14 protein-coding genes are annotated in these 12,380 nt (G+C 66.5%); 8 read left to right on the forward strand and 6 right to left on the reverse strand.

Annotation, left to right across the window (positions count from 1 at the left end):
• Positions 1-210 precede the first annotated feature (210 nt).
• Together QX126_RS27760 and QX126_RS27765 are read left to right on the forward strand one after the other, a co-directional pair.
• Positions 211-1,143: a hypothetical protein gene (locus tag QX126_RS27760; RefSeq protein ID WP_315785126.1), complete on the forward strand. Its 933-nt coding sequence runs from the start codon at positions 211-213 to the stop codon at positions 1,141-1,143.
• A gap of 229 nt (positions 1,144-1,372) precedes the next feature.
• Complete coding sequence (locus tag QX126_RS27765) at positions 1,373-1,789, forward strand: MucR family transcriptional regulator (protein WP_315785129.1); 417 nt, start codon at positions 1,373-1,375, stop codon at positions 1,787-1,789.
• 9 nt (positions 1,790-1,798) lie between these two features.
• On the opposite strand, the gene QX126_RS27770 is transcribed toward QX126_RS27765, so the two are convergent.
• A complete protein-coding gene (locus QX126_RS27770; protein ID WP_315739864.1) occupies positions 1,799-2,224 on the reverse strand; it encodes a SufE family protein in 426 nt (141 codons plus the stop codon).
• Positions 2,225-2,298: 74 nt separating this feature from the next.
• Positions 2,299-2,760 carry a DUF5330 domain-containing protein gene (locus tag QX126_RS27775; RefSeq protein WP_315785132.1) on the reverse strand — a complete coding sequence of 154 codons (462 nt, stop codon included), beginning with the start codon at positions 2,758-2,760 and terminating at the stop codon, positions 2,299-2,301.
• A gap of 452 nt (positions 2,761-3,212) precedes the next feature.
• On the opposite strand from QX126_RS27775, the gene QX126_RS27780 reads away from it, so the two are divergent.
• Genes QX126_RS27780 through QX126_RS27790 form a run of 3 tightly spaced genes read left to right on the forward strand, consistent with a single transcriptional unit; the run spans position 3,213 to position 6,062 of the window.
• Positions 3,213-4,976, forward strand: a complete 1,764-nt coding sequence (locus tag QX126_RS27780; protein ID WP_315785135.1) for a PAS domain-containing sensor histidine kinase — start codon at positions 3,213-3,215, stop codon at positions 4,974-4,976.
• Positions 4,969-5,661, forward strand: coding sequence for a peptidoglycan-binding domain-containing protein (locus tag QX126_RS27785; protein WP_315785137.1), 693 nt, complete (start codon positions 4,969-4,971; stop codon positions 5,659-5,661). Before QX126_RS27780 ends, QX126_RS27785 begins: the two co-directional genes overlap by 8 nt.
• 50 nt (positions 5,662-5,711) lie before the next feature.
• The gene (locus QX126_RS27790; protein WP_315739860.1) at positions 5,712-6,062 is read left to right on the forward strand and encodes a DUF1491 family protein; all 351 of its coding nucleotides are present in this window, start codon (positions 5,712-5,714) and stop codon (positions 6,060-6,062) included.
• Positions 6,063-6,094: 32 nt separating this feature from the next.
• Here QX126_RS27790 and QX126_RS27795 read toward each other — a convergent pair whose 3' ends face one another.
• Positions 6,095-7,048, reverse strand: a complete 954-nt coding sequence (locus QX126_RS27795) for a DUF2336 domain-containing protein (protein WP_315739859.1) — start codon at positions 7,046-7,048, stop codon at positions 6,095-6,097.
• 398 nt (positions 7,049-7,446) lie between these two features.
• On the opposite strand from QX126_RS27795, the gene QX126_RS27800 reads away from it, so the two are divergent.
• Both QX126_RS27800 and QX126_RS27805 read left to right on the forward strand, forming a co-directional pair.
• Positions 7,447-7,635 (forward strand): hypothetical protein, encoded by a 189-nt coding sequence (locus tag QX126_RS27800; protein WP_315777554.1) that lies wholly within the window; start codon positions 7,447-7,449, stop codon positions 7,633-7,635.
• Between the two features lie 20 nt (positions 7,636-7,655).
• Entirely contained in the window at positions 7,656-8,417 is a 762-nt protein-coding gene (locus QX126_RS27805; protein ID WP_315785140.1) for a hypothetical protein, read from the forward strand.
• On the opposite strand, the gene QX126_RS27810 is transcribed toward QX126_RS27805, so the two are convergent.
• Complete coding sequence (locus tag QX126_RS27810) at positions 8,414-9,313, reverse strand: LysR family transcriptional regulator (RefSeq protein WP_315785143.1); 900 nt, start codon at positions 9,311-9,313, stop codon at positions 8,414-8,416. The genes QX126_RS27805 and QX126_RS27810 overlap by 4 nt on opposite strands.
• A 97-nt stretch (positions 9,314-9,410) precedes the next feature.
• Here QX126_RS27810 and QX126_RS27815 point away from each other — a divergent pair, with 97 nt between their 5' ends.
• Positions 9,411-10,259, forward strand: coding sequence for an MBL fold metallo-hydrolase (locus QX126_RS27815; protein ID WP_315785145.1), 849 nt, complete (start codon positions 9,411-9,413; stop codon positions 10,257-10,259).
• On the opposite strand, the gene QX126_RS27820 is transcribed toward QX126_RS27815, so the two are convergent.
• Entirely contained in the window at positions 10,246-11,736 is a 1,491-nt protein-coding gene (locus QX126_RS27820; RefSeq protein WP_315739854.1) for an acetyl-CoA hydrolase/transferase family protein, read from the reverse strand. The two genes, QX126_RS27815 and QX126_RS27820, sit on opposite strands and share 14 nt — an antisense overlap.
• Before the next feature lie 108 nt (positions 11,737-11,844).
• Positions 11,845-12,348, reverse strand: a complete 504-nt coding sequence (locus QX126_RS27825; RefSeq protein WP_315777559.1) for a CYTH domain-containing protein — start codon at positions 12,346-12,348, stop codon at positions 11,845-11,847.
• Between the last annotated feature and the right edge of the window lie 32 nt (positions 12,349-12,380).

Genomic DNA, 12,380 nt, shown 5'->3' on the forward strand with positions numbered 1-12,380 from the left:
ATGCCGAGGGTTGGCCGATGTATATTGTGGCGGCATCATGACGATGGCTGCACGGCGGACGAGAACTTCAGCAGGATTGGCCGAACTTCCGCTGCAAATTGTCGCGGATTTGGACTAGAAACCGGATTCAAGGACGCGGGCAACCGCAACTATCTAATGTGATTTCGGTCGGGACACCGTCCGGAACCGGCGCATTAGGGGATGAGTTCGATGATGAGTGCAATGTTGGCCGCCGGGGCCCTCGCCGTGTTGGCCGGGCTCGGGGCGATCGCCTGGGGAATTCCAGTCAAGGAGTTCAGCGTCGGTAACACGCTGATCCTGTCGGGGACCCTTGGCGTCTGCAGTGGGCTGATCCTGTTCGGACTGTCGGCCGTCCTGAGCGAGCTGAAGATGATCTCGAGTCGGCTGCGGTCGCGTCCGGGCGCTGAGGCTGAGTCCGAACCCAGACCTCTTCAGCTCCCGCTCGCCGCCGGCAAGACCGACTTCGAGACCGCCCCGGTGCCGCCGACGGAGGACGTCTGGCGCGAGGGCGGCTCGCCACGTCCGCGTCCCCGCATGCCGGACCTGTCGTCTCCCTTGTCCTCGGGGGTGTCGTCGTCGCCACTGTCCTCGTCTCCCTTGTCGGCCTCGCTGCGCGAGTCGAAGCCGGCCTCGGATGAGCCGCCGGCCGAACCCGCCGAGCGGCCCAAGCGCAACCTGCTGTTTGCGTCTTCGTCGCGCCGCGAGCGGGAGCGCGCCGAGAAGCGCGGCGCCGAGCCGCTGCCGACGGATTTCCGGTCTCCGCCCCTCAGCGACCCGCCGCCCGTGCCGCTGGACGAGCCCGCCGCAACCGAATCGGATTCGTCGCTCGACAATAGCTGGTCGCGACCGGAGCGGACGCGGACGCCGGAGCCTCTGCGCCCGCCCTTCCCGCGACGCTTGGCGCGGGCCGCACCGGCCTTCGTCGAGCCCGAGCCAACCCCGCCGCCGCCCGAGCCGAAGGACCTGGACGCGCCGGCCGTCAGCATCGTCAAGTCGGGCGTGGTGGATGGGATGGCCTATTCGCTCTATTCCGACGGGTCGATCGAGGCGCAGATGCCCGAAGGGATGATGCGCTTCGCGTCGATCGACGAGCTGCGCACCCATCTCGAAGGCCGCTCCTGACGGGCCAGACCACACGGTCAGGTTGAGCGCGTCTGGAATGTGGTACACAGTACTTGGCAGGTGACAGACTTCTCAAGAAGAAGTCCTCACTATCTTGTCATTTTGCCAGTCAATTGCCCATATTGCTTGTAGAATCGCGAGACAACGCTGTCACTCGGCGTGAGTGATACTTGCGATCGAGGAATACTTTGCGATCGACGGTCACAGGGCGGAGCGGGATGAGGGTTCGATGACCGAAGCGGCCGGCAAGAGCTTTATCGATCTGACGGCCGACATCGTGTCGGCCTATCTCAGCAACAATCCGACCCCGGCGGCGGAGATTCCCTCGCTGATCAGCCAGGTGCATGCCGCGTTGACCCGGGTCGCGGCGGGACGAAGCGAGGCTGCGCCGGAGCCGGCGCGGCCGGCGGTGCCCGTCAAGAAATCGATCCACCCGGACTATCTGGTCTGTCTCGAGGACGGCAAGCGCTTCAAGTCCCTGCGGCGGCATCTGCGCACGCAGTACAACATGACGCCGGAACAATACCGCGACAAATGGAACCTGCCGCCGGACTACCCGATGGTGGCGCCGAACTATGCGGTCACCCGGTCGCAGCTCGCCAAGAAGATGGGCCTGGGCCAGCAGCGGCCCGAGCGGGAGAAGTAGCCGAACCGATCAGGATGCCGTGGCGAGCGCTTCGCGGGCGTCGGCACGGATGCGCTCGACCATCGAGCGCAGGCCGTTGGAGCGCTGTGGCGTCAGGTGCTCGCGGAACCCGAGCTCGTCGAACACGGCGGGCGCATCGATGGTCATGATCTCCTGCGGCGTCCGCCCAGAATACAGCGTGAGCAGAATTGCGATCAGACCGCGAACGATATGGGCGTCGCTGTCGCCGAGATAGTTCAGCACCGGCACGGCGCTGCTGCGATCGACGTGCTTCGACAACCAGACCTGGCTGGCGCAGCCCTGCACCTTGTTCGCGGCGGAGTGCTCGTCCTCCGGCATCGGCGCCAAGGTGCGGCCGAGCTCGATCACGTAGCGGTAGCGGTCGTCCCAGTCGTCGAGCAGGGCGAAATTGTCGCGGATGTCGTCGATCGTCATGATGCTCTTCGGTCCCGATATCGGCCTTCATATAGGCGTTCGGGACGGCGAAAGCGACAGTCGGTTCCGCCGGTTCAGGGCGTCGGCGGCAGTTGCCATTCGGCGGCGAGATCGTCGGCCGAGAGCGTGTCGGCCGGCGCGTCGCCCGGCGGAACCTCCTCGACCACGGGGGCGTCGATCGAGCCGGTGTGATCGTTGCCGCGCTTGTCGAGACTGGCCGGTTTCACCGGGCCGATGAACTTGTCGGCGCCGGCCGGCTTCTCCGCGGCATCGGCCTTGTCGGTGATGATCTGGTAGATCTTGCGCGCGCCTTCCTGGGCGCGGTGGCCGATGACGGTCGCAGCCTGGCCGCCGACCTCGCAGGCCTGCGGCTGCCGCTTGCAGAACTGGCTCATGTCGGAGACGGCGGCGGTCGCAGCTTGCACGGCTTCGTGCGCATTGATCTGCGGCAGCTTGTCGGCGTCTTGGCTCTTCTCGCGCGGCAGCAGCACCAGCACGAGCCCGAGCCAGAATGCCATCCGAAGCAGAAAGAACATCACGCAACCCCGACCGTGCTGCTGATCTCGCGTGCTCAAATCGCGCAACCGGGATCGCAGCTGATTGTTCTATGTCGCGACTGCTTGCATTGGGCTTAATTGGTTGAGATTTCGCGAAGCCGGAGGCCGGATTTTCTTCGGAGTAAATTTTTCATTGGCGCGGGCCGCATGCGCCGCGCAACCGGCTGTAGATCGCACAGCTTTCGCAACCGCAGGCCCGGCCGGAAACGATGCATTCACCATCCCGGCCGAATGGCGGGCTTACCGCAGTCTGGCCCTTAGCGTTCGCTTAATGCGAGTCTGACACGGTGACTTCCGACGACAGGGGGCGTCCCGGCGCGTTCTCTTTGTGAGAACGACCGACAGGCCGAGGCGCGAGAGCCGTGAGTGTGTTGAGTATCATCCGCGATTGTCTCGATGCGTTATTGCATCCATCGGCTCGAACTGATGCGATGACGCGCGCGCGTCACCGCGCCTTCATCGCGCCGCGCCTGCTCGGCAGCCTCGCCGTCTTCGCTGTGTTTCCTGCCTATCTCGCGATGCGCGGCGCGCCGAGCGCGCTCGAGGTCGGCGCGCTGTCGTGGCTGATCGCGCCCATCCTGCTGTCCTGGTATCTGTCGCGCACCGGCCGCTACGAGAGCGCCTGCGCGCTGTCGTCGCTGGCGTTGTCGGCGTTGATCATGGCGGTCTCGATCGAGACCGGCGGCATCGAATCCTTTGCTGCGGTGTGGCTGATCGTCGTTCCCCTGGAAGCCTCGTTCTCGGCCTCGCGCCGCGTCGTCGTGTTCTCCGCGGGGCTCGCGCTGTGCTGCGCGCTGCTGCTCATCCTCATCGGTCATTTCGGCTGGCTGCCGAAGCCCGAGACCACCCCCGCCTTGCGCACCGTGCTGCTCGCCTTCGGCGTCGCCTCCGCGACGCTCTATGCGGCCGTGCTCGCCTTTGCCGCCGACACGCTCGCGCGCACCAGCGTGACCCTGCTGTCGATGGAGGAGGAGCGCTATCGCCTGCTCGCGCGCAACATGAGCGACGTGATCTCCCGTCATCGCCGCAACGGCGCTGTCATGTTCATCTCGCCCGCGGTCGAGACGCTGCTCGGCGCGCCGGTCGCGCAGTTGCACGGCCATGGCCTGTTCGAACGCGTCCATGTTGTCGACCGGCCGGCCTATCTCACGGCGCTGTCGGAGGCGGCAGGCGGCAGCGAAGCCTCGAGCGTCGAGTTCCGCCTGCGCCGCGATGCGCCGGGCGAGGGGCGCGGCTTTCAGCATCCGGTCGATTTCATCTGGGTCGAAATGCGTTGCCGCCCGCTCGACCGCATCGGCGTGGCGCCGGGCGGATCGGAGCAGGAGGTGGTCGCGGTCATGCGCGACGTCACCGACCGCAAGCTGCAGGAGCAGGCGCTCGAATTGGCGCGCGGCGCCGCCGAGCGCGCCGACGCCGCGAAGACGCGATTCCTCGCCACCATGAGCCACGAGCTGCGCACGCCCTTGAATGCCATCATCGGCTTCTCCGAGATGCTGATGCAGGAGCAAATGCTGGTGCTGAACGCCGCGCGGCGCCGCGAATATGCGCAGCTCATCAACGATTCCGGCCAGCATCTGCTGTCGGTCGTGAACGGCATTCTCGACATGTCGAAGATGGAGTCCGGCAATTTCGAGCTGACGCCGGAGCCGTTCGCGCCGCGCGCGGCGCTGATCAATTGCTGCAACCTGCTGGCGCTGCGGGCGCGCGAGAACGGTGTCGATCTGTCGGCCGACGTGCCGCAGGACCTGCCGATGGTCACCGGTGATCCGCGCGCCTTCAAGCAGATCGTGCTCAACCTCGTCTCCAATGCCATCAAGTTCACCGAGCGCGGCGGCCGTGTCACGGTCTCTGCCGGCGTCGACGGCGCGCGCCTGCTGCTGCGAATCACCGACACCGGCGTCGGCATCGCCGCCGATGATCTCAAGCGCATCGGCGATCCGTTCTTCCAGGCCGGCAAGACCTACCAGCGCCGTCACGAGGGAACCGGCCTCGGTCTGTCGATCGTCAAGAGCCTCGTGAACTTGCACGGCGGCGAAATGTCGATAGAAAGCAAGATCGACGAGGGGACCACGGTCACGATCGCGCTGCCGATCAACTTCGTGGCCGAGGCGACCGCGGGCGCCACCATCACGCCGCTGTCGCCCTCGCGCTCCGCCCTGCCAGGGCAGGTCATGCAGGTGAAGAAGAGTGCCTAGACGAGCTGCAGAGGATGATCCGGCGCCCCCGCGCCGTCGCAAGCGCGCTGCCGCGGCTGCAGCCGTCGTCGACGTGGCGGACGAGCGCGGCTGGCTGCTGCGGGCCATGCTCTACAGCCCCAAGGATCTGTTTGCGGGCCTGTTGGCCTGCGCGGCCGGCAGCGCCATCATCGTCAATGCCGTGTTCCTGCAATCCGGACCGCATCCAGCGCCGATGTTCGGGTCCATCGTGACCATTCCGCCCAATCTGACGAGCTCCAATCCGCTGCCGCGGCCCCGGCCGATGGACATCTCGCCCTTGGATCCGAAGGTCATCGAGACGCGGCCCGCTGAAACCAGGGCTGCAGAGCAGAGGGCGGTTGAGCAGCGCGCCACCGAGGCGCGTCCGGATCAGAAATATGCCGATCCTCTGGCTGATCTCGTCCGCTCGGTCAGCGGCGGTCAGGGCAACGTGCCGCGTCCGCAGCCGACGCAGCAGGGCGGCAATGTCCGCCGTGTCGCCGCGGTCCAGCGTGCGCTGACCGAATACGGCTATGGCCAGTTGAAGCCGACGGGGATGGTCGGCTCCGACACCCAGGCCGCGATCCAGAAGTTCGAGCGCGAGCGCAAGCTGCCGGTGACGGGCCAGGTGTCGGACCGCCTGGTGCGCGAGCTTGCGATTGTCATCGGTCATCCGATCGAATAGAGCAGGGGCGGCTGCGACTTGCAGCGCGCTTGCACCTGCATCGAACCATCATGCGATTGAAGAGCAGCATCTGGGTGAGCGCCTATCTGCGGCGTTGCCAGTCGGCCGGCGCGTTCAGCGCGATCCGCCACCGTGGCGCGGAGGAAGCCGGCGCGGTGTTCGTCAAGGTCGCGCTGATGGACGGCACGGCCCAGCTCTATGTTCCCGCGCCGCAGACCGTCTATGATGACAGCCGGCCGATCGACCGCTTCTTCGTACCGATATCGCCGCAGCCGATCGAGGAAGCGCAGATCGAGGAACGCCTGGTCAAGGAGCTGCGCTTCGATCCCGACGCCTGGATCATCGAGACCGAGGACAGGCAGGGCCGTCATTTTCTCGATCTCGTGCGCGAGCGTCCCTGATCATCGCCAAGATTCGGGGCAGCGATCGCGCGTCATCGCTTGAAGCCGTCGGTCCCCGTGCGCACGATCGGCCTCGTCGCGGTGCCGGCCCGCGCCGTGCTGCCACGGACGTGCTGACGTTCGTCGTCATAGAGCGCCGTGCGATGCTTGGCCCTGATCGCGGCCATCCCGGAGCCGCGCCAGGCCGCCAGCATGATCAGCGCCGCGCGCTCGCTGAGGCGCTCGTAGAAACGTGACAGCCGAAACACGGTCTGGACGGACTGGCCCATCTCCGGCTTGAGGAACAGCAGCACGCGCTCGAACACCGGCGCCGGCATGCCGAGCGCCTTTGCGGCGCAGGCCAGCGGCTCGCCGTTCGGGTCGTTGACGACCTCGTGGGTCATGCGTGAGGGCAGGATCAGGCTCTCGCCGAGCTCGATCGTGAACGTCTCGACGTCGGCGTTGAAGGCGGCCATCTCCAGCGCCTCGATCGCATGCACCGCGCGGTGCAACGGCGTCGGCGCGGCAGGTCTCAGCGGCGTGGTGGCGAGGTTCTGCAGGATGGCGATGCGTTCGTGCGAGGCGGCGCGCATGAACATCTCGCTGAGCTCGGCGGCATCCTTCGGCTGCATCGACAGTCCGGACGCCGCGTCGTCGCGCGGCGGGATCGGAGACGACGAGCGAAGCGATGCGGGAATGGGGCCGGCGAGCGGCGGCGTCGGCTCGCTCTGCGCCGGGCGCAAGCCCAGCTTGTTCAAAATCTCGATCGGCGTCGCCGGATAGATCGCCAGCCGCGCTCGCACCGCCGCACGGGTCGCATCATCGACGTCGTCGACCAGACGGGAGGCCAATTCGACGAACTGCCGCTCCTCGTCGGCGGAATGCGCGCTCGCCTGGACATAGAGGTCGGTCAGGACGCGCAGCAGAGTGGGCTTGATGTCCACGCCCTCGCGGCGCGAGAGCGTGAGCAACCCGTCGAAGCCGGGGAACAGCGATGATCTTGTCATGTCGGGGTACGCAACTTCGGCAATCGTTGCGCCGATTAGAGCGGAGTTGTTTTAATGCGGCGTTAAGGAAAACAATCGGTGAAGATGGGCCGAAATGACCCGGTGAGACAAAGGCGCCACGCTGGCTTGCCTTCTCTCCCGCCGGTACACGCGATCCGTGTCGGGCGGCCCGCGCATTAATATCCTCTTAACCACGTCCTGATCTTAATCGATCCGTTCGATGATCTCGCCTTGGCCGCGTCACGCGGCCAGCCTGATCTTCGCCGCGCCGAATGCCAAAGTGCAGCTTCATGCGCCGGCATTCGTGATCGTCAGTTCTGCGTGCCCTCTTGCCTGCGAAGTTCGGGCGACGGGGAGTTTTCAGGGGGTCAGAACTTCGGGCACGAAAGAGAGTCAACATGGCGACCATCATTGAATTCCCGGCGGGCGTTGCGCGTCGCGCGCGGCCTGCCGTGACCGGCGCGCCGCAGGAGGGCATGGGAACGATCCTGATTCTTCCCGTCGTTCGGATCGAGCGCGAGACCCCGACCGACGACCGCGGGCCCCGCGAGGGCACAGCGCCAAGCCGCCGCCGCCGTCGCCGCTGACAAGGTCGGGGGAAACGGGAATGCCGGCCATCGTGAATCCGGCCCGGCGCGCGGTGCCGGTCCTCGCACTCGTTCTCGTCGGCGGACTGCTCGGCGCCTGCAGCGGCGGCGATTTCGGCCGCACCCGCGCCGACATGCGCAATGACGACATGCACAAATGGATCGGGGCGGAAGCCACCGCCAGCGTCGGCGTCAACCCATCGCAATTCCAACTGACCGACAACGAGCGCCAACTGCGCGATCTCGCTTATCCGCTGATCGAGCCGCCGCATTCGCGCCCTGCCTGGAAGAGCGTGTTCGGCGACTATCAGCCATCGGCCTCGCCCTGGCGCCAGAAGGTCGTGTTCGACCGCACCGCCTATGGCCGCGCCCTGATCGACGAGCCGCACCGCTCGCACGCCTCGCGCTACGCCCAGTTGATCGACGACGTGCGTGACGACATCACCCGCTTCGAGCCGTTCTTCGCATCGGCCATCCGCGTCATCGATCTCGACCGCAAGCGCGATGCCAGCATGAGATACATGACCGAGCTCTCGCCGCGCGAGAAGGCCGATGCGGTCGCGCGCATGCAGGAGAACTCGCTGATCGTGCAATGGGTGCAGATCAGTCTGGAGCAGCGCGTCTCGTCCTACCGCTGGGCCTTGGAGCGCCTGGTGCTCCAGGCTCCCGACGGATTGGCCGCCGACGCCGATCGCCTGATCCATGAACTGGCGGCTCAGACCGCCAATCCGCCGGTCGCCGCGCGGCCCCTGATCGAACGGCCGCTGACGACGCGGGGCTAGCCCGGCGCGACCTTGCTCCGGCGCCGGCCTCGCTTGGCCGGTGCTCCCTTTTGCCGCCCTGCTGTCGCACGGAGCTTCTGCGGCGCCGCCGCGCGCAGCGTCGCGATCAGGATCTTCAGCGCCTCGGATGGGGCGCGCGAGGCGGAGTAGGCGAGGCCGACCTGGCGCTTCAACGTCATCTCGATCTCGCGGACCGCAACGTCGCTTCGGCCGTGCACGACGCCTTCGGGAACGATCGCGACGCCGACGCCGGCGGCGACCAGCGCCAGGGCCCAATCCTCGGTTTCAGCAATGGCGGCGATCTCGCGCGGCCCGCCGCTGCGTCGCGCCAGTGCGCTGTGCTCGCAATGGCAGCGGTCGATCATCGCCACGTCGGCGAGGTCGGCCGCGCGCAAGCGCGGCTTCAGCGTGAGCGGATGCGCGAGCGGGAGCGCCGCGACATAGCGCTCGCTCCACAGCGGCAGGAAATACTCGCCGTCGCCGACCAGGCTTTTTGAGACGATGCGTCCGTCGGCCCGCTCGGTCGGACCGACGATGTGAAGCCTGAGATCCTCGCGCGCCGTGAGCGGCTTGAGCAGCGCGGTCACGCGGCGTCCGTCAAGGGTGCGCATGAGCCCGAGCTTGAGCGCCTGCTTCGGCGCGCCGTGCCGGAACAGGTTGCGGGCGGCATCGGCCTCGCCGACGATCCGGCGCGCGATCGGCTGCAGGCGTTCGGCCGCCTCCAGCGGCACGACACCCTTGCGGTGGCGGAGGAACAGTTCGGTGCCGAGCTCGGCCTCGAGATTGGCGATCGCCAGCGAAATCGATGGCTGCGAGACGAAGCAGCGCGCCGCGGCTCTGGTCAGGCTGCGTTCCTCGAACACGGCGGAGAAATAACGGAGCTCGCGGATATCCATAGGAGCTGCCTATGATGCGTATCACTGATCAATATTTTACTTATCTCAGGCCGGCACGCAAGGATGCGCCCGATATCGGCAATGAAGGAGGAGATCGATGCGCGTCCACCACCTCAACACCGGCACGATGTGTCCACGCGGCGGTCGGCTGGTGAGCGGCAGCGGCGGCCTGTTCGCGCGCGCCCGCCTCGTCTGCCACTGCCTGCTGATCGAAAGCGATGACGGCCTGGTCCTCGTCGACACCGGCATCGGCACCGGCGACATCGCCGCGCTCGCACGATTGGGGGCACGCTGGGTGAGGCAGGCCGCGCCGCTTCTCGATGCGTCGGAGACGGCGCTGCAACAGGTGAGGGCATTGGGCTTCTCGCCCGGTGACGTCAGGCACATCCTGCTCACTCATCTCGACCGTGACCACGCCGGTGGCATCGGCGATTTCCCGAAGGCCAAGGTGCACGTTCATCGCGCGGAGCATGCGATGGCTGTCGAGGGATCCCCGGCGCCGCCGCGCGGCCGCTACGTCGCCGGCCAATGGCGGCATCGTCCCGACTGGCAGTTCTACGGCGATGACGGCGAGGACTGGTTCGGCTTTCGCGGTGTGCGCGCTGCCGTTGATCGCAACGGCGACATCCTGATCATTCCTCTGCCGGGCCATACGCGCGGACATTGCGGCGTCGCCGTGCGTCGCGGCGACAAATGGCTGCTGCACGCCGGCGATGCCTATTTCTTCCACGGCCAGCTCGATCCGCGGCCACGCATGCCGCTGCTGCTCGGGCTATTCCAGCGCAAGGGCGATCAGGATCGCACGATGCGGATCGCCAACCAGGAGCGGCTGCGGCGCCTGAAATGCGACCATGGCGACCGGGTCACGATCGTGAACAGCCACGATCCCGTTGCCTACGAGACGTGCCGCTGCGGTGATCGGGCCGCAGCACTCATTCCGGCCTGAGCAGGCGGAACGCCTCCTCGAGCAGATGCGGCGTGTGCTTGCCGGTCGAATCACGGCAGGCGCGTTCGAAATAGTCCGCCAGCGCCGGCCGGAATTTGGGATGCGCCGCCTGGTCGATGATGGCGCGGGCCCGCTGTTTCGGCGACAGGCCGCGCAGATCGGCGAGGCCGCGCTCGGTCACGAGAACCTGTACGTCGTGCTCGGTGTGGTCGACATGGGTGACCATCGGCACGATGCAGGAGATCGTCCCATTCTTTGCCGTCGAGGGCGTCATGAAGATCGATAGATAGGCGTTGCGGGCGAAGTCCCCGGAGCCGCCGATGCCGTTCATGATGCTGCTGCCGCGGACATGGGTCGAATTGACGTTGCCGTAGATGTCGGCCTCGATCATGCCGTTCATGGCGATGACGCCGAGCCGGCGGATCACCTCGGGATGGTTGGAGATCTCCTGCGGCCGCAGCACGATGCGGTCGCGCAGGAACTCGATCTCGCGATTGAATTCGATCGCAGCTTCCGAGCTCAGCGACAATGCGGTCGCGGAAGCGAGATCCATCCGGCCCGAGCGGATCAAATTCAGCATGCCGTCCTGCAGCACCTCGGTGTAGGCGGTGAGATGCGGGAACGGCCCGTCGTCGAGCCCGGCCATGACGGCGTTCGCGACATTGCCGACGCCGGATTGCAGCGGCAGCAGATTGCGCGGGAGGCGGCCCTGCTTCACCTCGTGTGCGAAGAACTCCAGGATGTGCCCGGCGATCGCGCCGGAGACATCGTCGGGCGCGGCAAAGCTCGTGTTGCGGTCCGGCGCGTGGGTCTCGACGACCGCGATGACCTTGTCCGGATTGCAGCGATAGGTGGTCTCGCCGATGCGGTCGCCGGGCGCCACGATCGGGATCGGCTTGCGATGTGGCGGCAGGCGCGTGCCGTAATAGATGTCGTGCATGCCGAGCAGCGCCGGGTTCATCCACGAATTGACTTCGATGATGACGCGGTCCGCCAGATCGAGCCAGGTCTTGTTGTTGCCGATCGAGGTAGATGGGATCAGCCGCCCGTCTGGCAGGATGCCGGCGCATTCGATCACGGCGACGTCGAGATGGCCGAGAAAACCAAACCACACGAACTGTGCAACATGGCTGAGATGCAGATCGATATAGTCGATGCTGCCGGCGTTGATGCGCTGTCGTGTCGCCGGATCGGACTGATAGGGCAGGCGCAGGTCGATGCCATCAGCCCGGGCGAGCGCGCCGTCGAGCTCGGGCGCGGTGCTTGCCCCGGTCCACACGCCGATGCGGAACGGCTCGCCGCGCGCATGTGCGGCTTCGATCCGGCGCGCCAGCGCGAGCGGCACCGCTTTCGGGTAGCCCGACCCGGTGAAGCCGCTCATGCCGACATGGTTGCCGGGCTCGACCAGCGCGGCAGCCTCGTCCGCCGACATGATCTTGGCGCGCAGCGCCTGTGACATCACCTGCGATGAACTCATCGTGCAAACTCCATGCGCGATCGTCCAGACCGCCAAGTCCGCGCTGTTTAAGGTGGGCCCTCCACGGGTGATTTGACAGGGGTCAAGCCGCAACGGCCCGGGCGTGCATCACAGCCCTGCAAGGCGCGCGCGTCGCAGCTCCCGGACCTTCGCGGCGCGCGAGCGCTCCGTCAGCATGTTGGCCTTGCTGTAGCGCGGATCGCCGGTGACCTCGTCTCCGACCCAGTCCGGCAGGGTCACGACGGTCGTTTCGGTCGGCAGCTCGATCTCGGCGATCACGACGCCCTCGAGCGCGTCGTGGTAGACGTCGACCTCCCAGACGCCGCTTTCCGCGGGCACGTAGTGACGCGTCTTTTCGAGGATGCGCCCATTGCAATGCGCGAACAGCACCGCGGCGTGGTCCGCTGGAATATCGTACTCGAATTCATCTCGGGTCAGGCCGCGGCGGCCGCTCTTCACGCACAGCGTCGTCCGGTTGCCATAGCAGCGAACGCGGACCTTGAGGCCGTCCTGACGTGCGACGAGCCCGTCGCGCAGGCGTTCACTGTGCGTCGCCTGATCCCGCCAAGCATCGGACTTGACGAGAAACTTCCGTTCGATTTCGAGAGCCATGACCTGATGTTGAGCGAAGCGCCGCCGTCTTG

Origin of the sequence: Bradyrhizobium sp. SZCCHNPS1003 (assembly GCF_032381555.1) — a bacterium.
Taxonomy (GTDB): domain Bacteria; phylum Pseudomonadota; class Alphaproteobacteria; order Rhizobiales; family Xanthobacteraceae; genus Bradyrhizobium.

Coding starts and splice junctions, on each gene's coding strand:
- QX126_RS27815 (WP_315785145.1), top strand. CDS start 9,411: ATGCGCGTCCACCACCTCAACACCGGCACGATGTGTCCACGCGGCGGT.
- QX126_RS27800 (WP_315777554.1), top strand. CDS start 7,447: ATGGCGACCATCATTGAATTCCCGGCGGGCGTTGCGCGTCGCGCGCGG.
- QX126_RS27760 (WP_315785126.1), top strand. CDS start 211: ATGATGAGTGCAATGTTGGCCGCCGGGGCCCTCGCCGTGTTGGCCGGG.
- QX126_RS27765 (WP_315785129.1), top strand. CDS start 1,373: ATGACCGAAGCGGCCGGCAAGAGCTTTATCGATCTGACGGCCGACATC.
- QX126_RS27790 (WP_315739860.1), top strand. CDS start 5,712: ATGCGATTGAAGAGCAGCATCTGGGTGAGCGCCTATCTGCGGCGTTGC.
- QX126_RS27825 (WP_315777559.1), bottom strand. CDS start 12,348: ATGGCTCTCGAAATCGAACGGAAGTTTCTCGTCAAGTCCGATGCTTGG.
- QX126_RS27770 (WP_315739864.1), bottom strand. CDS start 2,224: ATGACGATCGACGACATCCGCGACAATTTCGCCCTGCTCGACGACTGG.
- QX126_RS27805 (WP_315785140.1), top strand. CDS start 7,656: ATGCCGGCCATCGTGAATCCGGCCCGGCGCGCGGTGCCGGTCCTCGCA.
- QX126_RS27810 (WP_315785143.1), bottom strand. CDS start 9,313: ATGGATATCCGCGAGCTCCGTTATTTCTCCGCCGTGTTCGAGGAACGC.
- QX126_RS27820 (WP_315739854.1), bottom strand. CDS start 11,736: ATGAGTTCATCGCAGGTGATGTCACAGGCGCTGCGCGCCAAGATCATG.
- QX126_RS27775 (WP_315785132.1), bottom strand. CDS start 2,760: ATGTTCTTTCTGCTTCGGATGGCATTCTGGCTCGGGCTCGTGCTGGTG.
- QX126_RS27795 (WP_315739859.1), bottom strand. CDS start 7,048: ATGACAAGATCATCGCTGTTCCCCGGCTTCGACGGGTTGCTCACGCTC.
- QX126_RS27780 (WP_315785135.1), top strand. CDS start 3,213: ATGACGCGCGCGCGTCACCGCGCCTTCATCGCGCCGCGCCTGCTCGGC.